15 protein-coding genes are annotated in these 26127 nt (G+C 59.6%); 9 read left to right on the top strand and 6 right to left on the bottom strand.

All coding sequences use genetic code 11. The annotated features are described in order from the left end of the window. Positions 1–5: 5 nt before the first annotated feature. Positions 6–1253 (bottom strand): phosphoglycerate dehydrogenase, encoded by a 1248-nt coding sequence (gene serA, locus E4K09_RS17930; RefSeq protein ID WP_134499150.1) that lies wholly within the window; start codon positions 1251–1253, stop codon positions 6–8. Positions 1254–1775: 522 nt separating this feature from the next. Here serA and E4K09_RS17925 point away from each other — a divergent pair. Continuing rightward, positions 1776–2549: an endonuclease/exonuclease/phosphatase family protein gene (locus E4K09_RS17925; protein WP_134499149.1), complete on the top strand. Its 774-nt coding sequence runs from the start codon at positions 1776–1778 to the stop codon at positions 2547–2549. A gap of 100 nt (positions 2550–2649) precedes the next feature. Then, positions 2650–3597, top strand: coding sequence for a putative bifunctional lysylphosphatidylglycerol flippase/synthetase (locus tag E4K09_RS17920; RefSeq protein WP_134499148.1), 948 nt, complete (start codon positions 2650–2652; stop codon positions 3595–3597). A gap of 6 nt (positions 3598–3603) precedes the next feature. On the opposite strand, the gene E4K09_RS17915 is transcribed toward E4K09_RS17920, so the two are convergent. Beyond that, positions 3604–5103, bottom strand: coding sequence for a phospholipase D-like domain-containing protein (locus E4K09_RS17915; RefSeq protein ID WP_134499147.1), 1500 nt, complete (start codon positions 5101–5103; stop codon positions 3604–3606). A 254-nt stretch (positions 5104–5357) separates the two neighbouring features. Between E4K09_RS17915 and E4K09_RS30855 the strand changes: the two genes are divergently transcribed. From E4K09_RS30855 to glgA (E4K09_RS17900), 3 genes are all read left to right on the top strand, one after another. After that, the gene (locus tag E4K09_RS30855) at positions 5358–5738 is read left to right on the top strand and encodes a DUF2934 domain-containing protein (protein ID WP_134499146.1); all 381 of its coding nucleotides are present in this window, start codon (positions 5358–5360) and stop codon (positions 5736–5738) included. A gap of 148 nt (positions 5739–5886) precedes the next feature. Then, positions 5887–7170, top strand: a complete 1284-nt coding sequence (gene glgC / locus E4K09_RS17905) for a glucose-1-phosphate adenylyltransferase (RefSeq protein ID WP_134499145.1) — start codon at positions 5887–5889, stop codon at positions 7168–7170. After that, positions 7167–8618: a glycogen synthase GlgA gene (glgA, locus tag E4K09_RS17900; RefSeq protein ID WP_134499144.1), complete on the top strand. Its 1452-nt coding sequence runs from the start codon at positions 7167–7169 to the stop codon at positions 8616–8618. Before glgC ends, glgA (E4K09_RS17900) begins: the two co-directional genes overlap by 4 nt. A 9-nt stretch (positions 8619–8627) precedes the next feature. On the opposite strand, the gene glgX is transcribed toward glgA (E4K09_RS17900), so the two are convergent. The 4 genes from glgX to treZ all read right to left on the bottom strand — a co-directional run bounded on the left by glgX (position 8628) and on the right by treZ (position 19968). After that, positions 8628–10835 (bottom strand): glycogen debranching protein GlgX, encoded by a 2208-nt coding sequence (gene glgX / locus E4K09_RS17895; protein ID WP_134499143.1) that lies wholly within the window; start codon positions 10833–10835, stop codon positions 8628–8630. Between the two features lie 92 nt (positions 10836–10927). After that, on the bottom strand, positions 10928–13156 hold the full coding sequence (glgB, locus tag E4K09_RS17890) for a 1,4-alpha-glucan branching protein GlgB (protein ID WP_193557311.1): 2229 nt from the start codon (positions 13154–13156) through the stop codon (positions 10928–10930). Between the two features lie 141 nt (positions 13157–13297). Continuing rightward, the gene (locus E4K09_RS17885) at positions 13298–18151 is read right to left on the bottom strand and encodes a malto-oligosyltrehalose synthase (protein ID WP_134499141.1); all 4854 of its coding nucleotides are present in this window, start codon (positions 18149–18151) and stop codon (positions 13298–13300) included. Further along, positions 18148–19968: a malto-oligosyltrehalose trehalohydrolase gene (treZ, locus tag E4K09_RS17880; RefSeq protein WP_134499140.1), complete on the bottom strand. Its 1821-nt coding sequence runs from the start codon at positions 19966–19968 to the stop codon at positions 18148–18150. Before treZ ends, E4K09_RS17885 begins: the two co-directional genes overlap by 4 nt. A 328-nt stretch (positions 19969–20296) precedes the next feature. Here treZ and glgA (E4K09_RS17875) point away from each other — a divergent pair, with 328 nt between their 5' ends. From glgA (E4K09_RS17875) to urtC, 4 genes are all read left to right on the top strand, one after another. Next, the gene (gene glgA / locus E4K09_RS17875; protein ID WP_244610576.1) at positions 20297–21781 is read left to right on the top strand and encodes a glycogen synthase GlgA; all 1485 of its coding nucleotides are present in this window, start codon (positions 20297–20299) and stop codon (positions 21779–21781) included. 322 nt (positions 21782–22103) lie between these two features. Then, positions 22104–23336, top strand: coding sequence for an urea ABC transporter substrate-binding protein (gene urtA / locus E4K09_RS17870; protein WP_244610575.1), 1233 nt, complete (start codon positions 22104–22106; stop codon positions 23334–23336). Between the two features lie 64 nt (positions 23337–23400). After that, positions 23401–24990 carry an urea ABC transporter permease subunit UrtB gene (gene urtB / locus E4K09_RS17865; RefSeq protein ID WP_134499138.1) on the top strand — a complete coding sequence of 530 codons (1590 nt, stop codon included), beginning with the start codon at positions 23401–23403 and terminating at the stop codon, positions 24988–24990. Positions 24991–25052: 62 nt separating this feature from the next. After that, the gene (gene urtC, locus E4K09_RS17860; protein WP_425293859.1) at positions 25053–26123 is read left to right on the top strand and encodes an urea ABC transporter permease subunit UrtC; all 1071 of its coding nucleotides are present in this window, start codon (positions 25053–25055) and stop codon (positions 26121–26123) included. Positions 26124–26127 lie beyond the last annotated feature (4 nt).

The following is a 26127-nucleotide window of genomic DNA, read 5'->3' as shown; positions in this document are numbered from 1 at the left end:
TTCCATCAACCGAGTGCGTAGAGCAGGCGTGCGCGGATCGTACCATCCAAGGCGCGGATCTCTTTCAGCGTATCGCGGCTTTGATCAGGCTGCCCCTCGACCTCGATGACCACGTAGCCGATCTCGCCGTCGGTTTGAAGATGTTGCGCTGTAATGTTAAGGCCGCGCCTGGAGAAGGCTTGGTTGAGGCGTCCAAGCATGCCGGGAACGTTGCGGTGCACATGGATGTAGCGTGTGCCCGTAGCGCGCGACGAAAGCTGCACTTGCGGGAAATTGACGGCGCCGATAGTCGAGCCGACATCGGAATAGTCGATGAGCTTCCTAGCCACCTCGGCTCCGATGCGCTCCTGGGCCTCCTCCGTAGACCCACCGATATGCGGAGTGAGGATAACGTTGTCGAGCCCCTGGAGCGGCGCCACGAAGCGCTCCTTATTGGAAGCTGGCTCGACAGGGAACACATCGACAGCGGCGCCACGCAGGTGACCGCTCTTCAGCGCTTCCGCAAGTGCATCGAGATCCACTACTGTGCCGCGACTGTTATTGATGAGATAGGCGCCCTTCTTCATTGCGGCGAGTTCAGTGGCGCCGATCATGCCGTGCGTGGCAGGAGTCTCTGGGACGTGCAGACTCACTACGTCGCTCTGACGCAGCAGATCCTGCAGGCTGTCAGCCGGCTCCGTGTTGCCGTGGCGCAGCTTGTCGGTCTGATCATAGAAGATGACACGCATGCCCATAGACTCGGCGAGATACGATAATTGCGAGCCGATATTACCGTAACCGACGATACCGAGCGTTTTGCCACGCACCTCATGGCTATCTACAGCTGACTTCTCCCAACCGCCCGCGTGAGCTGTCGCGGATTTCGGAAAAATGCGACGCAGCAGCATGACGATCTCGCCGATCACGAGTTCGGCGACGCTGCGAGTGTTCGAGAACGGAGCGTTGAAGACCGGGATACCGGCATGGCGGGCAGATTCCAGATCGACTTGGTTGGTCCCCACACTGAAACAACCGACAGCTATGAGACGGTTAGCAGCGGCGAACACGTCGCGTGTCAGCTGGGTGCGGGAGCGAATACCAAGAATATGCACCCCTTGGAGAGCCTCGATTAGATCCTGCTCGTCAAGAGCTGTTTTGAGGTGGGTTAGGTTCGTGTAACCAGCGGCTCTGATCAACTCCACGGCGCTGTCATTGACCCCCTCGAGCAGAAGGATCCGTATTTTGTCTTTCTGAAGTGAGTACTGATCCCTCATGTCGATTCCATCCACCTGTCTCGCCATCCCCATGGCCTGTACGGGCCGCCTAGCAAGTTCCCCATTCGGGCATCCGTTCGGGCAGGACCGTGTATGGCTACGGTCAGTGCCCAGCCTGAGGGCTCTTTGCAAGAGGGAACGCTGCTCGAATGAGTCATTTTCATACCCCCTATGCATTAAGGCTATCTGTTGAGATTAGGGGTATGTTCAACTCAACCGGTTGCTCGGGCGGCCGGTCAGAAAGACGGGAGCCGGTGCCGGATGGACGCACGGCTCCCGTTCTTTATTGAGCGCGTCACCCGTTGCGCCCTCCATACCATTCCAAATCCGGACGGGAAGGAGGCATGCTCTGAGAAACCCTTGCAGACGGGTTCTCAAGATGGCCTGCGGCGTCTCGTCACATCGTTGGCACTGGTGAAATAGGGCTCAGGGAAATTCTTGCTCAATCCGGTGTTAGTGCTGCTGAGGCTGCTGTTACGTAGCTCCTGTTGAAGAAGCCCAAATTCCCTGGAAGGAGGCGAGGTGCCGCGAATACTGACCTATAACGTGCGCCGCTGTCTCGGAACTGACGGGCGGCTCTCGCCGGGACGAATTGCCGATGTGATCGCAGCCTATGAGCCAGATGTGGTGGCCCTTCAGGAGCTCGATGTCAGGCGCGCACGGACCGGGGGTATCGATCAGGCGGATGCCATTGCGCAAGCACTTGGGATGCAGATGCACTTTCATGCCAGTCTCCGCGTGCTTGAGGAGGAATATGGCAACGCTATTCTGACCCACAGGCCCTCGGAACTGGTCAAGGCGGGACCTCTCCCGGGCGGAGCCGGTCACCTGAGCTTGGAACCCAGAGGGGCGCTCTGGGCCTCGGTCAACCTTGGCGGAACGGTCGTGCAGGTGATCACGACACATCTGGGCTTGCGTCGCCACGAGCGTTTGGCGCAGGTGGATTGCCTTCTCGGGCCGCACTGGCTGGGTCATAAGGCATGTCGCGAGCCGGTGATCCTGTTGGGTGATTTCAATGCATCGCCTCGATCCAGGGCCTATCAGCGTCTCGCATCACGGCTTCGCGACGCCCAGGTTGCCGTTTCCCACCGGCGCGCTATCGCGACCTTCCCGTCGCGCTTGCCGATGCTACGGATCGATCATGCTTTCGTCAGTCGCTCAATTCATGTGGCCCGCGTAGAGTCCATACGCTCGCCCATGGCAAGGATGGCTTCGGACCATCTGCCCCTGATGATCGAGTTTCAGGTTATGCCGGTCAGGGAGCAAAAAGCCGATGTCGCTCATATGCGCGAGTAGTAAAGGAACCGGAACGCATCAATATTTCTTGTCCTAGGTCTCCTATGGCGGGCAAGCACAGCAAGCCTCACCTTGAGCTCCTCGCACGACGGGATTATGGATGCGGAAGATCTGGAAGCCTCTGATTGCGGTCGTTGCCATCGGCCTTGCAGCCTTCCTGCTCTACCGCACGCTTAGCCGCTACAGCGTGGATCAGCTCATCGGGGCTGTTGCGGCGATTCCTGTGGGGCACCTGAGTGCGGCAGCTGGGTTTGCCGCAGCGAGCTACCTGTGCCTCAGCTGCTTCGATTATCTCGCTTTGCACTATGTTGGCCGGCCGCTACCCTATTATAAAGCGGCCTGGACCTCGTTCACCAGTCTTTCGCTTGGCCATAATATCGGTCTGGCGTTTCTGAGCAGTGGCGCCGTCCGCTATCGTTTCTACACACGCTGGGGCCTGAGCGCCGAACAAGTGGCAAAGGTCATCGCCTTCTGCGGTATCACGGTTGGGATCGGTCTTTTGGTTCTGGGAGGCGTGGCACTGTTGCTACGCTCCAGTCTTGCGGTCGAGATCACCGGCCTCTCCCAATCCATCGTTGTTTTTCTCGGCACGGCCTGCTTGGCATTGCCCGCGCTCTATCTTGTGCTCGCCGCCTTCGTCCGTCGGCCGCTCAGGATCTGGCGATGGTCGCTCGAGGTTCCGTCCTTGCGGCTTGCTGTTGGCCAGGCCGCGATCGGCTCCATCAACTTCGCCTGTGTGGCGGCCTGTCTTCACCAGGCTCTCGCGGCAGTCACCGATGTCGCTTACGTAGGTGTTGCATCCGTGTATGTGATCGCGAATACCACTGCGCTCATCAGCCATGTGCCGGGTGGCCTCGGTGTCATCGAGAGCGTCGTGATGTATCTTCTACCAGGCCAGGATTTGATCGGGCCATTGTTGGTGTTCCGGTTCGTGTATTTCCTGATCCCGCTCTGCCTCGGCATCCCGTTGTTCGTCATTACGGAGCTCGTTTATCGGCGCAAGAACCATGCTTCCTCTGACATGGCCAAGGGTGCCGTAAGGGCATAGCCCTTATCAGGTGCGCTTCAGGAACCAGAGCGGCTCGAACGGCTCGAGAGGATCGAGAAGACTGGTGCCGACGGCAGGCTCCGCAGGTCCCTCATCGAACATGGCGTCGAACAGATGCAAGCGCCGGTCGTTGACGTTCAGACGCTCGACGGCAGCGATCAGCGACCCACCCTCCTCGTCAATAGCCCTCGACAGTATGTCCGGGCTCACATTCAGATGCTCTCCCAAGAGGCGGTTGCGCAGATCGACGATGGTCCGGCGCATCGCATCGTTGTTGGCTTCGATGGCGAGATCGCATTCCGTGTCGAGGCCGATCGAGCGGTTGTTCAGGTTGGATGAACCGATACGCAGGAACACGTCATCCACTATGATCAGTTTCGAATGGATCAGCACTTGGCAGAAACTGTTCGCCGCCGGCACCACGGGGTAGTAGACGCGCAGTCGATCATACCTGTCGGCCTTGCGCAGGCGACGGATGAGGCGGTCCCGGTTCGTGCCCATGACCCTCTTTTCGGCCCAGCCGTGGGATTCGTGGGTCTGGATAACCACGATCTCCGGGCCGTCGGGTCTGGCAAGTTGGCGTTCCAAGACATCGCCGATGCACGGCGCCGTCATATACTGTGCCTCGATATAGATCGAGTGCCTTGCAGCGGACAGCGCATCGAGGTTAAGCGCGGCGGCTTCCTGTACGGCGGATTGCCGCCCCCAGGCAGGATAGGTGCGGGAGATCGCGACCGGAACATTGCTGAAGTGAGGGCAAAGATCTAGCGGCCATGGTTCCTGCTCGGGCTGTGAACGGAGCTGGATCTCCTCTCCGGTTGCGATCCTCCATCGGTCGCAGGCCAGTTCCGAGATGGAATGCGCGGCCGGGCCCGTGACGACTATCTGAACGTCGTGGACCGGATCGTAGATCGTGCCGTCCTCCCTGAGACGATAGGGATTGTCGCAGGAGTGATCCCTTGTATCCCAACGCCTGACGGTCAGGTCCATCCCGCCGACGAACGCGAGGCTGTCATCGATGCATACGATTTTCTGGTGGTGGGCGGCATAGAGCGGATGATGCTTGTCAAGGCGCAGCTGAAGCCGCGGGTGATTTTGCCATTCGGCCCCGAAAATCAACGGCCCGGGAGCGCCGGGGGCGTGGACCACAGCGACGCTCCAGACCAGAATGCGGATTTCAAGATCGGGCTTTTCCTCGACCAGGGAGCGCAGGAGAGAACCCAGAGGCGGCGAGGCCTCAGGGGCGATGTCCGGGCGCAGGCGAATGCTGCCGTCAAAATCCCAGCCGATGATCATGATCGAGCGCTTGGCTCTTCGCAGGGCGGCTTCCAGTTGCGTAAAATACTCTTCGCCGTCGATGAGAGCAGAGGCCTTGTCTGCAGGTACGAGTCTCCAGCAGTTTCTCCCCGGCTGCAGGATCGGTCTTGAAGGCACGAGCGTCATCGGGCAGACGGCGGCATGTTCCGTCCCCTCGCTCGGCTCATCGAAGAAATTTACAGTGCTCATCGTCATAGGAACTGCATCGGCAACTCCGTAGCCAAGCCAAGGTTCCGGGCATCGAAACATTGTATCTATGTCGGCCGCGGCTGGTTTGTAGGGTGCCTAAAATTAATCCTCCGATAAGGCTTAAAACCTCAAGCTCGAGCATTCTCGACTGTTGTCATTCGCCGAGTGCGCCTAATAACTTATGCAGCTTCGTGGGTGGCAGGCCGGCTCGCCGCCCACGAGGCACGTCAGGTGCGAGGACACAAAGGGTGGTCATGGATAAGCAGCTTGAACAGAGAATCCGGGAACGGGCATACGAATTGTGGATGCAGCACGGGGGGCTGCCGGACCGGGCTGATGAATACTGGTATCAAGCCGAGCAGGAGGTTCTCGGACGGCAGAGCGGTGAAACCAGTGATAACCGGCACCCTGCCGCTGGCCGCGAAGACGATGCTCCTGTCGAGACAAGCCCTGCGCCCCTCGGAATGACCAGTCAAACGCTTGACGAGGTTCTGAGCAGCCCGGCCGCTCCCAAGGTCCGCAAACGCAAGAGCGTGGCCAATCCTGCAGCTGAGACTGTCGCCGACGCAGAGGCTTCGGCGGGTGAGACCGTGGCCGCGCCGAAGCGGAGGCGGTCCAAGAAACCGACCGCATGATGTGAGACGCGTGGAGGTGTTGCCCAGATTTCGTGCAAGGGCCAAGAGGCACGCCCACGGCCCTGAACTCCGGAACCGGAAGGAAAAACCTCAGACCGGATCCGGCGTCTACAGAGGCGATAATCGCCCTTGATGTGAGGAGTTTGCCTTGCCCACCCCGAGTGTCACCTCTGCGCCTCTTGCCCGGCATGCGATGGCGTACGTCCTCGCGGGCGGGCGTGGCTCCCGGCTCATGGAGCTCACCGATATCCGCGCGAAGCCTGCCGTCTATTTTGGCGGTAATACGCGGATCATCGATTTTGCCCTTTCCAACGCGCTGAATTCCGGCATTCGCCGGATTGGTGTGGCAACGCAGTACAAGGCGCACAGCCTGATCCGGCATCTGCAGAGAGGTTGGACGTTCTTTCGCTCGGAACGAAACGAGAGCTTTGATATCCTTCCCGCGAGCCAGCGTGTTTCTGAGACTATGTGGTATGAGGGAACGGCTGATGCTGTGTTTCAGAACATCGACATCATCGCGAGCATCGATCCTGAATACATTATCATCCTTGCGGGCGATCACATCTACAAGATGGACTACGAGATCATGCTCCGCGAGCATGTGGACTCCGGAGCTGATGTGACCGTCGGCTGCCTCGAAGTGCCGCGCGTCGAGGCAACGGGTTTCGGCGTGATGGGGGTCGACGAGACGGATCGCATCGTATCGTTTCTAGAGAAACCTGCCGATCCGCCCGGTATTCCCAACAACCCCGATATGGCACTCGCCAGCATGGGGATTTATGTTTTCAATACACGCTTTCTCTTCGACTTGTTGCGGCACGATGCGGAGGCGCCCGGCTCAAGCCGCGACTTCGGGAAGGATATCATTCCTTATCTGGTGCAGCATGGAAAAGCGGTTGCGCACCGCTTCACACGTTCTTGCGTCCGTTCAGGGGCCGAGGCCGGCGGGAGGGATGCTCCCGCCTACTGGCGCGATGTCGGAACGGTCGACGCGTATTGGGAAGCCAACATCGACCTGACCGCCATCGTCCCGACTCTCGATCTTTATGATCGCGACTGGCCGATTTCGACCTTTTCCGAAACTTGGCCTCCTGCCAAGTTCGTCCATGACGAAGAGGGGCGGCGAGGTCATGCCATCAACTCCCTCGTCTCCGGTGGCTGCATCGTCTCCGGAGCGTCCCTACGTCAGTCGCTTGTCTTCACCGCAGCGCGTCTTCATTCCTATGCCGAGGTCGAGGGAGCGGTCATTCTGCCCTATGTGGATGTCGGCCGAAGAGCCCGGTTGAAAAACGTCGTCATCGACCGCGGGGTGCGCATTCCGGACGGTCTGGTGGTCGGCGAGGATCCCGAGGAGGATGCTCGGCGGTTCCGACGCACGGAGCGCGGGATCTGCCTTATCACGAAGCCGATGATCGACAGGCTCTCTGGATGAAACCCTTGAGGGTTCTGTCGGTCACTTCGGAGCTCTTTCCTGTCATCAAGACAGGCGGGCTGGCGGATGTTGCGGGAGCGCTCCCCTTTGCGCTGGCGCATGAGGGCGTGAGGGTCGTCTCGCTTCTCCCGGGCTATCCCCCCGTCATGAGGGCTCTGGAGCGCATTGAGGCCCTTCGTGAATATCCGGATCTCTTCGGAGGAGCGGCGCGGCTCGTCGCGGCGACCGCTCATCGACTGGAGCTCTTCGTCCTCGATGCCCCGCATCTCTTCGAACGCCCCGGCTCTCCCTATCTGACGCCCGACGGAAGGGATTGGCCCGATAATGCCCGGCGTTTTGCCGCGTTGGGCCGTGTCGCAGCTGACATCGGGCAGGCTGCGGTTCCCGGCTTCGTGCCTGATATCGTCCATGCTCATGACTGGCAGGCAGGCTTGGCGCCCGCCTATCTGCACTACGGCGACTTGCCACGTCCCGGAACCGTCATGACCATCCACAATATCGCCTTTCAAGGGGGCTTTCCGGCCGGTTTTCTTCACGAACTGGGACTCCCGCCCGAGTCCTTCACAGTGGAGGGAGTCGAGTATTACGGCCAGATCGGCTTTCTGAAAGCAGGACTGCGGCTTGCCGACCGGATTACGACCGTATCCCCCACCTATGCGAAAGAGATCCAGACGCCGGAAGGTGGAATGGGTCTTGATGGTCTCCTGAGATCCCGTTCAAAGGACGTGTTCGGGATTCTGAACGGGATTGATGAACATATCTGGGATCCGGCCTCCGACAAATCGCTGGCTGCGACCTTTGCCCCGGATACTCTGGAGCGACGCAGCTTGAACAAGAAGGCTCTCCAGGCACGGCTTGGACTCGATGCGAATCCCGACGCATTGGTCTTCGGGGTCGTGAGCCGGCTCTCTGAACAGAAGGGGCTGGACCTTGTGCTCGCGGTCTTACCATCGCTCCTGGCTGATGGAGCGCAGCTTGCCCTTCTCGGTGCTGGGGAACGGACCCTTGAGGACAGCTTTCGCGCTGCCTCAGTCGTATATCCGGGTCAGGTCGGCTGCTTATTCGGCTATGATGAAGAGCTTGCACATCTGATTCAAGGTGGAGCTGACGCGCTGCTTGTGCCCTCTCGCTTCGAGCCATGCGGTCTGACACAGCTATGCGCGATGCATTATGGCAGCGTGCCGATCGTCTCGCGTGTCGGCGGTCTTGCCGATACGGTGATCGACGCAAACGAAATGGCCGTTGCATCGGGAGCCGCGACTGGCTTTCAGTTCTCGCCCGTCAATCTCACAGGCCTCATTGATGCGATCGCCCGGGCCAAAGCGCTCTGGTCGGATAGGGCATCCTGGCGTCGGATTCAGCAGAATGGGATGGTGGCGGAGGTGGGATGGCGCAGACCCGCGAAACGCTATGCTCAGCTCTACCGCTCATGTTTGGAGGAGGTTTGACAGCCCCGATCAGGTTGTTCGCCTCTTCTCCTGTTTGGAATGTTCCTCCGGCTGAAGCTGGAACAGAAGCAGTGAGCGTCCTGTTACCGCAAAATCCTTGCCGAAGGAGAACGGGGCCGGGAACGTCAGCTCCGGCTTGTTCGTGTCCGCAAGACAGATCCAGGCACGGCCCCCTGTAACGGCGGGCAGCTTGCATTTCACGACGTCATGATGAGCATTCAGGATCAGCAGCAGGGTAACGTCTGTGCCTCGCCTGCGGATGCCGGTCGGCTGAGCGCGCCCGTCCAGAAGAATACTGATGCAGCGGGCATGAGGATCTTGCCAGTGCTCGGGAGTCATCTCGTCGCCAGCGGGCGTGAGCCAAGTCACGTCCTTGACATCGAGTTCCTCATTGTAGACGCCTGACAGAAAGCGTCCGCGCCGGAGGATCGGCAGGTTCTGCCGCAGCTGGATCAGCTTGCGGGTGAACTCGAAAAGCTCGGCTCCGTCCTCATCGACGCCCTCCCAGTCGATCCAGGAAATGTCGTTGTCCTGAGCATAGGCGTTGTTGTTGCCTTTTTGTGTCCGCCCGAACTCGTCTCCTGCCAGCAGCATCGGTGTTCCCTGGGAGAAGAGCAGCGTTGCGAGAATGTTGCGCATCTGGCGGTTGCGCAGGGCGCGGATCTCGGGATCCTGGGTCTCGCCTTCCACGCCGTGGTTCCAGGACAGATTGTGATCGTGACCGTCCTTGTTGCCTTCGCCGTTCGCCTCGTTGTGCTTGTCATTGTACGAAACGAGATCATGGAGCGTGAAGCCGTCATGGGCCGTGACGAAATTGACGGATGCCCAGGGCTTTCGTCCGCGCTTGTTGAAGAGATCCGCCGAGGCGGTGAGGCGCGAGGCAAGCTCGGGCAGCTTGCCGTTCTCGCCTTTCCAATACGCCCGCACGGTATCGCGATAGCGATCGTTCCATTCTGCCCAACCAGGCGAAAATCGCCCGACCTGATAGCCTCCTGGTCCGCAATCCCAAGGTTCCGCGATCAGTTTGACCCGACTGAGCACCGGATCCTGCCGCACCGCATCGAGGAAACGGCCATCTTCTTCGAAGCCATGCGGCTCGCGGGCGAGAATGGTCGCGAGATCGAAGCGAAACCCGTCGACCCGCACCTCTTGCGCCCAATAGCGGAGGCTGTCCGTCACCATCTGCAGGACGCGGGAATGGCTGAGATTGACGGTATTCCCGGTGCCGGTATCGTTGATGTAGTAACGATTTTCAGATGCGAGCCGGTAATAGGACGGGTTGTCGATGCCCCTGAAAGAGAGCGTCGGACCCAGCTCGTTGCCCTCGGCCGTGTGGTTGTAGACCACATCGAGGATCACCTCGATTCCGGCATCATGGAAATGGCTGACCATTTCCTTCACTTCGTTCACGAAAGGCGTTGCCAGATAGCGCGGCTGGGGGGCAAAGAATCCGATGGTGTTGTAGCCCCAGTAGTTTCGAAGGCCGTTCTCGACGAGATAGCTGTCATCCACGAAGGCGTGGATGGGCAGCAGCTCGATGGCGGTGACACCAAGGCTCTTGATGTAGTTGATGGCTTCATGATGCATCAGACCCGCGCACGTGCCACGCATATCTTTCGGGATCGCCGGATGCTTCATGGTGAAGCCGCGCAGGTGCGCCTCGTAGATGATGGTGCGTTCCCACGGGATCTGCGGCCTGCGTTCGTTGCCCCACGTAAACGCTGACTCGATCACGCGGCACTTTGGCATGTAAGGAGCGCTGTCGCGCTCGTCGAAGGAAAGATCGGCATCCGGCGAGCCGACCGTATACCCGAAGAGCGCGGGATCCCATTTCAAGTCGCCGATGATTTGCTTGGCATACGGATCGAGAAGCAGCTTATTGGGATTGAACCGGTGTCCCGCGTCGGGCTCGTAAGGACCATAGACACGATAGCCGTAAGTGGTGCCGGGCCGGGCGTCCGGCAGGTAGCCATGCCAGACTTCGTCCGTATATTCTGGAAGCTCGATCCTCTCCAGCTCCCGCTTGCCTTCAGAGTCGAAGAGGCACAGCTCAACCTTGATGGCATTGGCGGAGAAAAGTGCGAAATTGACGCCGAGACCGTCCCATGTCGCGCCCAGTGGGTAGGGTAACCCTTCTCGCAGCCGGGATGTGCGCCGAACGGTCGGCGTGACGATTTCGGCCGGGGTAGGTTCACGGATTGCAACTTTGTCGTTCATCACGGATCTCGGGAAGCGGAGCAGATCAGTTTACATCATCAACGCGCGAGGAAACAGGAAGTCCCGGTCACGCTCGGTGGCAGGTTTGCCGTTCAAACACGGTCCAGAACGAAAATCAGGGTGGCGAGGGGCGGAATCACGAGAGAGAGGGAGCAGGGGAAGCCATGGCTTGGCGCCTCCTCAGCGGTCACTCCTCCGAGATTGCCCATATTGGTGCCGCCATAGACGGAGGCGTCCGTATTCACCGCCTCGCGGTAGAAGCCCCGTACCGGCACGCCGATGCGATACCCCTCCCGTGGAACGGGCGTGAAGTTCGACACAACCACGGCAATCGCATCCTCCTTGTGGCCACGCCGTAGCCAGGCAACGACGCTGTTGTCTTCGTCATCGGAGACGATCCACTCGAAGCCTTTCTGCTCGCAATCCCGTTCATGCAGAGCCGGGATCGACCGATAGGCCTGATTAAGGTCGCGGATCAGTGCCTGGACTCCCTTGTGGTCCGGATCGTTCAGCAGGTGCCAGTCGAGGCTGCTGTCGTGGTTCCACTCCTGCTCCTGGGCGAACTCGCCGCCCATGAACAAAAGTTTCTTTCCGGGATGTCCCCACATGAAGCCGAAATAGGCTCGGAGATTGGCGAAACGTTGCCACCGATCGCCCGGCATCTTCCGGATGAGCGATCCCTTTCCATGGACAACCTCGTCATGGCTGAGAGGAAGGATGAAATTCTCAGAGAAGGCGTAAACCAGGCCGAAGGTGAGGTCGCGATGGTGATGACGGCGGAAAATCGGATCCCTGCTGATGTAGCGCAGGGTATCGTGCATCCAGCCCATGTTCCATTTGAACCCGAAACCCAAGCCGCCGGCATAGGTCGGCTGCGACACGCCCGGCCATGCGGTCGATTCTTCGGCGATCGTCATAGCGCCTGGTGCGGAGGCGTATGCCACCTCGTTCATCCGCCGCAGAAAATCGATGGCTCCCAGATTCTCGTTGCCGCCGTAGCGGTTCGGTATCCACTCGCCCGGTTTGCGGGAGTAGTCGAGATAGAGCATCGAGGCCACCGCATCGACCCGCAAACCGTCGAGATGATAGTGATCGAGCCAGAAGCGAGCATTGGCTACGAGAAAGGTGGCAACCTCCTGGCGCTCGAAATTGTAGATATAAGTGCCCCAGTCCTGATGAAAACCGAGGCGGGGATCTGCGTGTTCATAGAGATGCGTGCCGTCGAAATAACTCAAGCCGTGGGGGTCGTTCGGGAAATGCGCCGGCACCCAATCGAGGATGACGCCGATCCCTGCGGCATGAGCCGCCTCGATGAAGGCGGCGAAATCGTCCGGAGTTCCGAAACGGCTTGTTGGCGCGTAAAGGGAGATCGGTTGATAGCCCCATGATCCGTCGAAGGGGTATTCGGTGATCGGCAAGAGCTCGATATGGGTGAAGCCGAGATCCTTCACATAGGGAATGAGCCGGATGGCAAGCTCGCGGTAGGTGAGATAGCGGTTGCCTTCCTCCGGCACGCGCGCCCATGAGCCGAGATGGCATTCATAGATCGATATGGGAGCCTTGCGCTGATCTTGTCGAGCGCGGGACTTCATCCATTCCTCGTCCCTCCATTCGAAGGCCGGTTCTCCCTTGAGAATGGAGGCGGTAGCGGGAGGGTTCTCCGCCGCGAAGGCCATCGGATCGGCCTTCAACGCCAGCAGATTTCCGTGGAATCCGACAATCTCGAACTTGTAACGCTGGCCTGCCGAGGCATCCGGAATGAAGAGCTCCCAAACCCCTCCTTCGTGACGTCGCCTCATGGGATGGCAGCGGCCGTCCCAGTTGTTGAACTCACCAACGACGCTCACGCGGCGCGCATTCGGCGCCCAGACGGTGAAAAGGAAGCCTTGGATCCCGCCCAAATCCAAATGGTGGGCGCCGAGCTTCGTATAAACCGCATCGCTGCCGGAGGTGCGAAGCCGCATCAGATCGTCGTGGGACAGGAATGTTCCGAAGCTGTAGGGATCATGCCGGATCTCGGTATGTCCCTGCCTTTCGATCTGCAGGCGGTAGTCCGGTCTTTCGAAAGTGCTCAGAGTACCGACGAACAGGCCATCGGGATGTCGCTTCTCCATGGTCGTGAGAGCGGTCCGGCCATCACGGTCGAGCAGGGTTACGGCGTCGGCATCGGGAATGATGGCCCGGATCTCCCAGATTCCGGGTGCAATCTCGTGAGGGCCAAGCACCGAAAAAGGATCGCCTAAGGCAATGATATCGGAAACGGTTCGGGGTGCGAACGAACTCTCCGTTACGTTCTGCAATTCGCCCCTGCGCTGAGCCATCCTGGCCGTCTCCTTGTTATCCTTCGGCTGCCGATACATATCATCCGGCAGCGCTCAAGGTTCGTGAGAAGCCATTATGGGGCGGTCAAACTCTGCGACCAGACGGTGAGATGCAGGCGCGAGGAGATCCTCTCCGGCACCTTATTCTTCCGCCACGAGCCTGAGAACGGCGAGGGGGAAGGGAGACAGGAACTCGCCCAGATCCGACCCTTCAGCTCCTGTTTCCATGACATCGCCCGATATCACGTTTCTCCACCGGCCCCCGGGCAGCGTCATGCGCGTGTCCCGCCAGATCGCGTGATCGAATTGCAGACGCTCGATGGAGCCAAGCCCACCCCACAATCGAGGCACGATCACGACGAGGCGATCCTCCCCATGGCGTCTCTGAAAAGCGATGACATGAGAAGCCCGGCTGCCTTCAACCGGGAGGGAAGCGTAGTCGCCCACACCATAGAGTTCGGGAGCGTCTGCACGGTCCCGCAGGAGGCGCGTGATCAAATGTTGCTTGATGCGACCATCCTGCCATTGGGCCAGCAACGCCTCGGCCGATGTCTCTTCATCAAGAGCCTTCTCCCGCGCGGTGTAGTCGACAGGGCGCCGGTTGTCCGGGTCGACCAGAGAAAAGTCCCAGAATTCAGTTCCCTGATAAATGTCCGGCACACCCGGCAGGGTCAGCTTCAGAACGGTTCGGGATAACCCGTTGAGCATTCCCGGCATGGACAGGCGTTGCGCAAGGGGGCGCAGTCGCTTGAGGATGCCGTTCTTCGGGTCAAGCGCAGCCTGCACGAGTTTGAGCGCGGCTCCCTCATAGTCCTCGTCGGGATCGATCCAGCTCGTCTTCCTCTTGGCCTCGCGAAGAGCTTTCGTGACGTACCCGTTCAGGCGTTCGTGAAAGGAGCTGAGTTGCCCACTGTCCTCGGATTCGAGAAGCTCCAGTGGCCAGGCGCCGAGGAGTGACTGAAGCAGGATCACCTGATCGTTGGCATCCGGAGCAAGGGAGCCATTCACATCGGACAGGTAAGGAGCGATGATCTCACGCCAGAGCTTCAGGGAATCCTCCCATGTCTCAGGCATCTCGGAGAGCGCGATCAGACGGGCTCGGGCGTCCTCGCCACGTTTCGTATCATGAGTGGCCGTGGCGATCATGGCATGGGGCCAGTTGTCCGCTCTGTCGGCGTTGCACTCATGAAAGACTTGCAGTGGGAGACCGAAGTGAGCAGGGTCTCCGCCCACCTCGTTCAAAACGATGAGGCGGCCGTAGCGGTAGAACAGGGTGTCCTCCAGGCTCTTGGCCATAACGGGACCGGTGAGCTGTTGAAAGCGCCGGCGGAAGCGGCGGGTATCCTCGGGATCGGCCGTCCGTGCCTTCCCGAGAAGAGCGCTTGCGATGAAGTCGTGCACGCTCGTGTCGGGTAGGGTGCTGAATCGTTTGGCTCCATCGACCGTGCTCTCGATCAACTGAACATCTGCGGGTTCGGTCTCACTTTCGCCGAGGTAGCTGCGGTAGACGGGGAATACGGCGATGATCTCCACCAAGGCACGGCGCAGTGCATAGGCCGTATAGTCCCGTGTGTACCGGCTGGAAGCTGCGATCGTCTTGATATCCTTGACGAGAACCTCCAGCTCGCTGGCGAAGTTGACTTGGGTTATGTCCATCTTCGCCTGTTTCAGCAGATCCTCGTAATCATCGGAGACTCCCGAGGCTTCTCGGTAGATGCGTTCGAAAGTATCACCCGTCTCTTCATTGACCAGAACGCCGTCGATCAGGTTGAGCGCGTCGTACCCGGTCGTTCCGGCGACAGGCCACGCGCGGAGCTTTTCACCCGGCTCCAAAATCTTCTCGACCACAACGTAGAATCCGGGACCCACCTTGCGCTGCAGGGCCCGGGTATAGCCTTCCGGATCTGCAAGGCCGTCGATGTGATCGATCCGCAGGCCATGAACCCGGCCCTCGTTCACCAGCCGGATGATCAGATCATGTGTACGCTCGAAGATCTCAGGGATCTCCACGCGCAAGCCCGCAAGGTTGTTGATGTCGAAGAAACGGCGATAATTGATGTCGCTCGATGCGACCCTCCAATAGGCAGGGCGATATGCCTGCGCCTCGAGGAGACGGTGCAGAGCATTGAAGCTCTCAGGATAACCCTGCCGGCCGTTGACAATTGTCAGCGCGCGATCGATGGCTTTGCGGGCCGACGGGTGGGCGGCGACGGTTTCGGCCAGTCTCCGCTTCAGCTCCTCCCCCTTTTCCGGAAGGGTAGATTGAGGCTCCGACAATGCCTGCCTGCTCAGAGCCCGCAGATCTTCCGCGATTGCAAGCAACTCTCCTGATTTCGATCTGTCATCGATCGCCGCCAACGCCAAATCGAGCAGCAGGGGGTAGGTTGTCGGGCAGATCGGAAGCCGGTGTTCCCAATGCCAGACGCTGAAACTCCCATCCTCATCGAACTTAACCTGCAACTCGCCCTTCTCGAGTGTCTCGCCATAGAGGCTGCCGAGAACAGGAATGATGAGCTTGCCGTCGGCGCCGGGACGTTCCCAATCAATGTCGAAAGCGTTCGCGACAGGCGACAGCCGACCCCATTCGAGAACGGACAGCCACCATTCGTTCGTCCGGCCACCGATACCCATATGGTTGGGCACGATGTCGAGCAGGAGTTTCAGGCCATGGGCCGTCAAAGCATCCGACAGGCGGCGAAAGCCTTCTTCGCCTCCGAGTTCAGGATTGATGGCGGAATGGTCCGCGATGTCGTAACCATGAGTGGAGCCAGGGCTCGCCATTTGAATGGGGGACGAGTACACGTGGCTGATGCCGAGCCGCGCGAGATACGGCACGATCTTGACGGCATCGTCAAATGTGAAGTCCTTGTGAAATTGGAGCCGGTACGTGGCGCGAGGCGGAGGCGAGGCGAGACGACTGCCGCGACCGTGAGCGTTCCGGCCTTCTTCCGTCATGGCGACGGATAATTTGGCCATCGGGCTGCCGGGGGCTGCAATCGACTCGATCGTTCTCGACAGACGCCTGCGCCAGTTAGGATGGCCCGCGTCCATGCCGGGCATGTTGGGTTGGTTCAACTCGCCGGACAGATCCTCGACCTGCAGCGCCGTGAGGGCGCATGCGGTGCGAGCAAGATAGCGCACCGCTCCTTCCAGGGGCGGTTCGCTCGGGATATCGGCCGCAGAGAGCAGGCTCTCTCCGCGCAGGGCATCGGCAAAAGATCGCCTATCCACCTCTCGCGCCGCATGCTCCCTGGCTGCGGTCGCGGGATCGAAGATACCAAGCGTCTGCCGCAGATCGATATCGAGCCCCTGCCACCAGCCCCTGAACGTGGGAAGATCATGCGTCGTCAGAACGGCGAGCGCCGAGCGTGGGTAATCGTCTGGCCTTTTGAAGGATGATCCTTCTCTCTCGAAAGGAAGAACGCGATAGCTGAGCACGCCGGATGTCATAATGGCATCCGAGAATCCTTTCGGAGCCGTTCCGAGATCCTCGGCAATGACGAGGCAGCGCGCGCGATGGCTTTCCACGCGCAGGACTGCGAGCATGGCCTCGAATGGGTAATCGACATAAGCGCCCTGCGAAGCCGGCGCACCCGAGGGAATGAGGAAAAGACGCTGAAGCTGGAATGCGTGATCGATGCGGATCGCACCTGCATGCCGCATATTCGCGGCGACAAGGTCCCGGAAGGCCGCCAAGCCCTGTTCCTCCAGCGTGAGAGGATTGAAGGGCGGCAAGCCCCAGTTCTGTCCCTGCGGACCGAGAGGGTCAGGAGGCGCGCCAATGGCGAGGCCTGGAGCAAACCGCTCGGGTGTCGCCCAAATTTCCGAGCCGCCGCCGTCTGCGCCAACGGCGAGATCGCGGTAAAGGCCAATCGTCAGGCCGGCTGCCCGGGCGCGTTCATCAGCCCGTGCCAGCTGCCGATCGGCAAGCCATTGCAGCCACACATGAAAGGCGACACGCTCCTGGTGCTCGGAACGAAAGCGGCTGACTTCGATGGAGCGAATGTCCCGATAAGGCTCCGGCCAATCACCGACCCAGGCGCAGCCTTGTTCCCGAAAGTGCTCCGAGAGGGCCTCGAAGGTGGCATGCGCCTCGAGCGCCTGTCCGCCGTCGCGGCGGAACGTCTCGAAAGCCGCATGCTCGCCGGATGCCTGGAAGTGTCGCCACAGCGCCTCGAGGACAGAGAGCTTGATGGACCATGCTTCGGCGTAGTCGATGAGGTGAGCCTCTTGGAGCTGAGACAAACGCTTCTGGACGTCGGGCCTGCCCAAAATCCGGCTGGCGTCGCTCTCCGCGAACCCTTCCACGTCGGTCGGGTCGATGTAAAGCGGCTCCAGGAAGAGCCGTGACGAGGGCGAGTACGGTGAGATCTTCGTCCGATCGGCGGAGAAAAGGGCATGAACCGGGCTGAGGCCCAGAAAGGAGCCGCCCATGATGCCGGTTTTCTCCGCCAGGAGCGCCACATCCGAGTAGTCGCCGATGCCGAGATCGCGCTCCGAGCGAAGGGAGTAGATTTGGGTTGCCGCGCCCCACAGGCGGTTTTCCTGCCTCAGGGTTTCGGGAATCCAGCAGCTTTCGGGAGCTGCGATCAGCGTAGACTCGAATGCACCGAAGTGGAGACGATGATAGCCCATGGGCAGGGCAGGGAGCTTCAGCGTGCCTGCTCCCTCGGCCAGTTTCCCTTCGTGCCTTGCGCCGTTCTCCTCAATGATCGTCCAACCGAGTGGGCCTGTTTTCCCGCGCAGCCGGACGGTTGTGGGCTGCTCCGAGGATACCGGAAGAATGGCCGGGATGAGACCCGATTTCAGCTTTTCCAGGCGGGCAAGGCTGGCCTGAGCCTCAGCCTCAGAGTTTATGCTGAGGCCGAGAGCCGCCAGAACGGCGTTGCGGGTTTCGGGGCTGGTCTCAATGGTTCGTCCGAAGGCATCCGCATAGTCCGTGGACATGCCGACCAGGTCCGCCATGTGCTCCAAGAGAGCATCCAGCTTGCTCATGCCAATGCCTCTTTTACGATAATGCCGTTCCCTGGCCCGAGCCGAGCGTTTCCTTGGGTGGGCGTGGAATCTGCGTTCGACCAGAGCACACGCTCATTGCCGCCGATGTCGACCGATACCGGCTTGTCTCCGAAATTCGCGAGCATGCGGAGTGTTCCGCTTTCGAACATCCAACTCACATCAAGGGCGCTTTCCTGCAGGATGACATATCGAGAACCACGATATTCACTCCGGATGAGGGGCAATATCTCGTCTCGCCTCAGCATCAGCAGTTGTTTCGTTTCCAGAAGGGCCTCCCGGTGCGGCGAGCCGCCTGTCTCCATCCAGTCGATCTTGGAGCGCTCGAATGTTGTCCGGTCCGTCGGATCGGGAATACGTTGTGCCGTCGCAGGGTCGGCAAACGCCTTGAAATGTTTGAACTCGCCTCGTCGTCCGTCCCGGACGGCCTTGGCAAGATCGGGCTCCGTCTCGAAATCGACGAAGAACTGGAAGGGTGACGATGCCGACCACTCTTCTCCCATGAAGATCAGCGGAATCTGTGGTGAAAGGAGAAAGATGGCCTGAGCCAGTCCAAGGCGATCCGACGGGATGAGATGTGCGAGGCGCTCGCCGAAGGCGCGATTGCCGACTTGATCGTGGTTTTGGAGGAAGGACACGAAGGCTGTCGGCGGCAGATGAGCGGACGGCTCCCCGCGCGTGACGCCGGGTTTGTGGGTTGACGGGTCTCCTTGATATGCAAAGCCTTCCGCAAGCGCGCGGCCGAGACGTTCGAGCGGCCGGTCGGCATAATCCTCGTAGTAGCCCTCGTTCTCTCCGGTCAGCAGGGCATGCCAGGAGTTGTGGATGTCGTCCGCCCATTGTGCCGTGTGAAGGAGCGGGCGCCGGTCAGAGCTGCGTTCGAGCCAGCGCGCCTGATTGGCCTCGTTCTCGAGCACGAGATGGATCTGGCGCTCGGGAAAGGCTTGGCGGACGCGTGTGGCGAGCTCCTCGAGGAAATGGGGTTTGCTGTCGTCCACGATGGCATGCACGGCATCGAAGCGCAGACCGTCGAAGCGATATTCCTCCAACCAATAGAGCGCATTGTGGATGAAGAAGTCGCGCACGACGCGGCTTCCCTCGCCATCCACATTGATTCCTGCACCCCACGGAGTCGGGTGCCGATCCGTGAAGAATGCCTTGGCATAGGCATGAAGATAGTTGCCGGAAGGACCGAAATGGTTGTAGACGACGTCGAGGAACATCATCAGACCAAGTTCGTGAGCACGGTCGATCAGCCGCTTCAGGTCCTCGGGGCTGCCGTAGGCTGCGTCAGGTGCGTAGGGGAGAACCCCATCATAGCCCCAGTTCCGACGCCCTGGGAATTCCGCGATCGGCATCAGTTCAACCGCCGTCACGCCCGTATCGCGTAGAGCCTCGAGTTTGTTCATGAGGCCGGAAAATGTACCCTCCGGGGTCACCGTGCCCACATGCGCCTCATAGAGAACGGTCTCTTCCCACGGACGCCCGGTCCATGCTGCGTCGGACCATTCGTAGATACTCGGATCCACGACACGGCTCAATCCATGGACATCGTCAGGTTGGTGCCGAGAGGCAGGGTCCGGCACCACGAGATTGCCGTCGATCTTGTAGCCATAGCGGCTGCCCGCCCCAGCTCTCGCCGAGACGGTGCGATACCAGCCGTCATCCTGTCGATCCAATGGGTCTTCTGCCCCGTCGAGGACCAGCTTGACCTCGCGCGCGGTCGGAGCCCAGAGGGCGAAGCGAACGCCCTCATCTGAGATTTCTGCCCCAAAAGGCATTGGGTGTTTTCGCCGCATGAGATCTCCAAAAGTTCGGGGCACTTGCGAACGAGCTTCGCTTTCCAATGTTCCCGGGGTTCTTCAAAAATACAGTCAAGCTCTTCAGGGACTTTAAGGATGTGAGATGTCGAGACGCGAGATGTCAGGCCTTGGCGCTCTCCAGCTCGCCCATAAAGCTCTGCAAGCTCGGATTACCGAAAAATAATCTGACTTTGTTCGGAACTTTGCGGAGGGAAGGGCGTTATAAGGCCGACCTACTTTGGGCGCGAGGGGTCAATGGGGAGCGCGCCCTCGTGACAGCATGTTGGAAACATTTCACTCGGAAGCTGGTGCGGCTTTCGCGACAATGGCGCGCGCCGATCTGCACCAGGATCGTCAGCCTACCATCTCTATAACCCGCAGACAGTCCATCCTTTTTGTCACATCCGAGATCGCCGACTACGTCAAGGCGGGAGGTCTCGGGGAGGTGTCAGCGGCTCTGCCGCGCGCCTTGCGGCATCATTATGATGTCCGCATCCTCATCCCGGGCTATCGGCAGGTCCTTTCGCAGATTGGAGCGGTCGAGGAGATCGCACGCTTGCCGGCCTCGTACGGAATCCCTGCCTGCGGACTTGGCCGGGGCGTGACGAAGGATGGCTTGACCGTCTATATCCTCCTATGCCCGGAACTGTACGATCGGGACGGCTCGCCCTATGTCGATCCCTTCGGCATGGACTGGAGCGACAACGACGTCCGTTTCGCACGTCTCGGCTTGGCGGCCGCCGACATTGCGTGCGGCAACGGTGACCCGCTTTGGCAAGCCGACCTCCTCCACCTCAATGATTGGCCTTCGGGACTGGCTGCAGCCTATCTGACATGGCGCGGGCAGCATATCCCGACTATCCTGACCGTTCATAACCTTGCCTATCAGGGTATCTTCGAACGTGATCGCCTGCCGCGCCTCGGCATCCCCGATGCCGCTTTCGACATCAATGGTGTCGAGTTCCACGGCAAACTTTCTTTTCTCAAGGCAGGGATTTTTTATGCCTCTCACATCACGACCGTGAGCTCGACCTATGCCCAGGAAATCACGCGGCCGGAGTTCGGCTGCGGGCTCGACGGGCTCTTGAGGACAAGGGCTCATCAAGGCCGCCTCGATGGCATCATCAACGGCATTGATTCAAGTTGGGATCCAAGCAAGGATCCCTATCTGGTCAGCCGCTTCTCCGCAGAAAACTTCAGGGGAAAGCGCGCGAACGCCAACAATGTCCGTCAGAATTTCGGGCTCGCCCTCTCCAACGGTCCCTTGTTTGCGGTCGTGTCGCGTCTCGTCCATCAGAAGGGCGTCGACCTTGCCATTTCGGCCGCTGAAACAATCGTTTCGCAAGGCGGCCAGATCGCCGTCATCGGCCAAGGGGAGCCGCGGTTCGAAGCAGAGCTCAAGGTTCTGGCCGAGCGCCACCCGGGATCCGTGGGGGTGAAAATCGGTTATGACGAAGGAGCTGCGCGCCGCATGTATGCCGGCAGCGATTTCCTTCTGATGCCCTCCCGTTTCGAGCCTTGCGGATTGAGCCAGATGTATGCGCAGCGCTTCGGGTCGCTTCCCATTGCCCATAGAACGGGCGGTCTGGCCGATACGATCGAGGACGGCGTTAATGGTTTCCTCTTTGGGGAGCCGTGCCTTCATCGTTTCATGGATGCAATCAAGCGAGGCCTTGAGACGTTTCGCTCTCGGCCACGCCTCTCGGCCATGAGGAGGGCCGCAATGCAGCGGCCTCACGGATGGGATCGTTCGGCTTCCAAATACAGGGAAGTCTACGAGCGAGCATGCCAAACCGCAGCCTATATCTGATTTGTACCGCAGGCTGAAGGCTGGACATTGAGGCGAGGGAGCCAATCGGGTTCCCTCGCCTTTTTTAATCATGATATCTTGGAGCATTGCTGAATTCCTCTTGCGGCCAGTGCCCCTTTTTCAGTCAGCCTGCCCAATCCTTACCCCCGACCGTAACACTTCCGTAACGACAAAGCTCTGGTCTGCCGCTGAACGAATGTTGGCATGGTTGTTGCTTCTATCCCCCGTGTTGCACCTCAAAGCAGGGCAGGCAGGGGAGAGGACCATGTCGATGTTGAAGATGACTCGGAGAAGCCTGATCGCGTTGGCCTCGGCCGCGCTCATGTCGGGCACGATGACGCAGGTCGTACAGGCACAGGAAACGATCAAGGTTGGGATTCTTCATTCCTTGTCGGGCACCATGGCGATCAGCGAAACCACGCTGAAAGACGTCATGCTGATGCTCATCGAGGAGCAGAACAAGAAGGGAGGCCTTCTGGGCAAGAAGTTGGAAGCCGTGGTGGTGGATCCTGCTTCTGACTGGCCACTCTTTGCCGAGAAAGCCCGTCAATTGATCAGCCAGGACAAGGTCGCCGCCGTCTTCGGTTGCTGGACATCGGTTTCGCGCAAGTCGGTCCTGCCGGTGTTCAAGGAGCTCAACAGCATCCTGTTCTATCCTGTGCAGTATGAGGGCGAGGAGAGCGAGCGCAACGTGTTCTATACCGGCGCGGCGCCGAACCAGCAGGCAATCCCAGCCGTGGATTATCTCGCCAAGGAAGAGAAGGTCGAGCGCTGGGTGCTTGCAGGCACAGACTATGTCTATCCGCGCACGACGAACAAGATCCTCGAAGCATACCTGAAGTCCAAGGGTGTGAAGGACGAGGACATCATGATCAACTACACGCCCTTCGGGCATTCTGACTGGCAGACCATCGTCGCCGACATCAAGAAGTTCGGGTTGGCCGGCAAGAAGACGGCCGTGGTCTCCACTATCAACGGCGATGCGAACGTGCCGTTCTACAAGGAACTCGCCAACCAGGGCGTCAGGGCGACTGATATTCCTGTGATTGCCTTCTCCGTGGGTGAGGAAGAACTTGCAGGGATCGACACGAAGCCGCTCGTCGGACATCTTGCAGCATGGAACTATTTCCAGTCAGTGGATACGCCCGACAACAAAGCCTTCATCGACAAGTGGAAGGCCTTCACCAAGAACGACAAGCGTGTCACCAACGATCCCATGGAAGCTCACGTGATCGGCTTCAACATGTGGGTCAAGGCCGTCGAGGGCGCCGGCACGGTCGACCCAGACAAGGTTATCGACGCGATCGTCGGCGTGAAGGTTCCCAACCTGACTGGCGGTATGTCCGAGATGCTCCCGAACCACCACATCACGAAGCCGGTGCTGATCGGCGAAATCAAGGAAGATGGACAGTTTGACACGGTGTCTCAGACCGACTCGCTGGTGCCTGGCGATGCCTGGTCCAAATACCTCGAAGGATCGAAGGATCTGATTGCCGACTGGAAAACGCTCAAGTGCGGCAACTACAACACCGTCACGAAAAAATGCGGCGCCTAAGCCTCTGAGCAGGAGAGAGCGACCTCATGGTCGCTCTCACTCACTCTCTTTCCGAGATCGTCGAATGACCAGCTTGCGCATCCTTCTGCGGGCGATCGCCCTGCTGACCGCCATGGCCGCCGGCGCCATGGCAGGCCCTTTCGAGGAGGCTTTGCCGAAGTTTTCCGCTGACAGCTATTCGGACACGGAAGCGGCGATTTCAGCTGTCGCGGGCAGCGGCCATGAGCGCGCCTTGACCGTTGTCGAAGCCCTGCGGGACGGCCGCCTTCTGGCAGGAGCAGGGCAGGTCTACATCAGGGAAGCGTCCAACGGAATGATCGATGCGGCAACGGGTGAGATCGTCGGCGGTGCCGGCAATCTCAAACCTGTTCGAGTGAATAATCGCGTGCGGCGCGCCATCGAGGCTGCCCTTGGGAACCTCACTTTGCTCAGCAGTGATACGCGGACACGGTTCAACGCAGCTCAAGCCGTGTTCCGTTCTCGTGATGCCTCCGCATTGCCAGTGCTCGAACGTGCGATTGCCCAGGAGAGCGACCTGCGTGTGCGGGGCGCACTCGAGAGCGCACGTGCTGCCGTGATCCTCAACAAGCCTGACGCTCCCGCTGTTGAAAAGAAGATCGCCGTCGAAATTCTGAGCCGCCGCGGCGACCAGGATTCTCTTGCGCTACTGAGCAATGTCTCTGCGAGTTCTGCACCGGATTTGGCGAAGGCCGCATCAGATGCGGCAGAAGGAATTAGGACGCGTCTGGCGTTGTGGAATGCGCTTCAGAACGTCTGGTATGGCGTCTCCCTCGGTTCCGTATTGCTCCTCGCGGCCATCGGGCTCGCCATCACCTTCGGTACAATGGGCGTCATCAACATGGCTCATGGCGAAATGGTCATGATCGGAGCCTATACCACTTTCATGGTGCAGGAAGTCATTCGCCTCCACGCACCCGGTCTCTTCGACGCTTCGCTCTTCATTGCTTTGCCGCTGGCCTTTCTGACGGCAGGAGCCGTGGGAGTTCTCGTCGAGCGCTGTGTCATCCGGTTTCTCTATGGAAGACCGCTTGAAACGCTGCTCGCAACTTGGGGCTTGTCGCTCATTCTCCAGCAGGCTGTACGCACGGTCTTTGGACCCACCAATCGTGAGGTTGGCACTCCCGGTTGGATGAGGGGAGCTCTGGAGATCGGCGGCTTGAGCTTGACCTACAATCGCCTTGCGATCGTGGTTTTCGCTTTCTCGGTTTTCGCCATTCTTCTCCTTGTCATGCGCTATACGTCCCTGGGGCTCTACGTGCGCGCGGTTACGCAGAACAGGCGCATGGCGGGATCCATGGGAATACGAACCAATCGCATCGATGCGCTGGCATTCGGATTGGGGTCGGGCGTTGCAGGTATTGCGGGGGTTGCGCTTTCCCAGATCGATAATGTCAGTCCCAATCTTGGTCAGGGATACATCATCGACAGCTTCATGGTTGTCGTCTTCGGCGGCGTCGGGAATCTCTGGGGTACCTTGATCGGTGCCATGACTCTTGGCGTCGCCAACAAGATGCTAGAACCCTATGCTGGCGCCGTCCTCGGCAAGATCGTTCTGCTGATCACGATCATTATCTTCATCCAAAGAAGACCGCGCGGGCTGTTCGCGCTGAAGGGCAGGGCGGTGGAAGCATGAGAACGCGGTCCGTACTCGACAGGCAAACGATTGTTGTCATAGGCTTTCTCGCCGGGGCCGCGATGCTGGTTCCAATCTTCAACGGGTTGGTTGCGCAAGATTCCGCCTTGCATGTTCCCGACCATCTTGTGCCCTTGCTCGGAAAATATCTCTGCTTTGCTCTCCTGGCTCTCTCCGTCGATCTGATATGGGGCTTCTGCGGAATTCTTTCTCTAGGTCATGGAGCTTTCTTCGCGCTGGGGGGATATGCCATGGGCATGTACCTCATGCGGCAGGTCGGGTCGCGAGGGGTCTATGCCCATCCCGTTCTGCCGGACTTCATGGTCTTCCTGAACTGGCAGGAATTGCCGTGGTTCTGGTACGGATCCGACATTTTTCCGATAGCAGTGCTCATGGTGGTGCTGGCCCCCGGCATACTTGCTCTTGCATTCGGGTGGTTCGCATTCCGCTCGCGGGTGACAGGCGTCTATCTCTCCATCATCACGCAAGCGATGACCTTCGCACTGATGCTGGCCTTTTTCCGCAATGACATGGGTTTCGGTGGCAATAACGGATTGACCGATTTCAAGGACATCCTAGGCTTTCCCCTGCAGGCGGGATCGACCAGGCTTGTCCTCTTCGTGGTGTCCGCCATTGCGTTGGGACTTGGTTACCTCCTATGCCGATGGCTGGTCGAATCCAAGTTCGGCAAGGTGTTGGTGGCAATCCGGGACGCGGAGAACCGAACCCGCTTCCTGGGCTACAGAGTCGAGCGCTACAAGCTGACCGTCTTCATCATCTCCGCGATGCTCGCAGGCCTTGCCGGTGCACTGTATGTGCCGCAGGTCGGAATCATCAATCCCGGCGAATTCGCTCCGGAGAACTCGATCGAGATCGTTATCTGGGTCGCCGTTGGAGGGCGCGGGACGTTGGCCGGTGCCATTCTCGGAGCCCTGGTCGTCAACGCGGGCAAGACATGGTTCACCGGCGCTCTCCCGGAGTTCTGGCTGTTCGCTCTCGGCGGCCTCTTTGTCTTCGTCACGTTACTGATGCCCCGTGGCATTCTCGGAACGGGACAGGAGCTCTGGGACAGGATGCGCCAAAGATCGCAACTTCATCAAGCAGCTCCCGCGACTTCGCAGGCGGCGGAGTAGCGCC

It is taken from the genome of Microvirga pakistanensis (assembly GCF_004458765.1).
GTDB classification, from domain to species: domain Bacteria; phylum Pseudomonadota; class Alphaproteobacteria; order Rhizobiales; family Beijerinckiaceae; genus Microvirga; species Microvirga pakistanensis.
This window is presented reverse-complemented; position numbering and strand designations above follow the sequence as displayed.

Coding starts and splice junctions, on each gene's coding strand:
- serA (WP_134499150.1), bottom strand. CDS start 1,253: ATGAGGGATCAGTACTCACTTCAGAAAGACAAAATACGGATCCTTCTG.
- E4K09_RS17920 (WP_134499148.1), top strand. CDS start 2,650: ATGCGGAAGATCTGGAAGCCTCTGATTGCGGTCGTTGCCATCGGCCTT.
- E4K09_RS17915 (WP_134499147.1), bottom strand. CDS start 5,103: ATGAGCACTGTAAATTTCTTCGATGAGCCGAGCGAGGGGACGGAACAT.
- E4K09_RS30855 (WP_134499146.1), top strand. CDS start 5,358: ATGGATAAGCAGCTTGAACAGAGAATCCGGGAACGGGCATACGAATTG.
- glgA (WP_134499144.1), top strand. CDS start 7,167: ATGAAACCCTTGAGGGTTCTGTCGGTCACTTCGGAGCTCTTTCCTGTC.
- glgX (WP_134499143.1), bottom strand. CDS start 10,835: ATGAACGACAAAGTTGCAATCCGTGAACCTACCCCGGCCGAAATCGTC.
- glgB (WP_193557311.1), bottom strand. CDS start 13,156: ATGGCTCAGCGCAGGGGCGAATTGCAGAACGTAACGGAGAGTTCGTTC.
- E4K09_RS17885 (WP_134499141.1), bottom strand. CDS start 18,151: ATGAGCAAGCTGGATGCTCTCTTGGAGCACATGGCGGACCTGGTCGGC.
- treZ (WP_134499140.1), bottom strand. CDS start 19,968: ATGCGGCGAAAACACCCAATGCCTTTTGGGGCAGAAATCTCAGATGAG.
- glgA (WP_244610576.1), top strand. CDS start 20,297: ATGGCGCGCGCCGATCTGCACCAGGATCGTCAGCCTACCATCTCTATA.
- urtA (WP_244610575.1), top strand. CDS start 22,104: ATGTCGGGCACGATGACGCAGGTCGTACAGGCACAGGAAACGATCAAG.
- urtB (WP_134499138.1), top strand. CDS start 23,401: ATGACCAGCTTGCGCATCCTTCTGCGGGCGATCGCCCTGCTGACCGCC.
- urtC (WP_425293859.1), top strand. CDS start 25,053: ATGCTGGTTCCAATCTTCAACGGGTTGGTTGCGCAAGATTCCGCCTTG.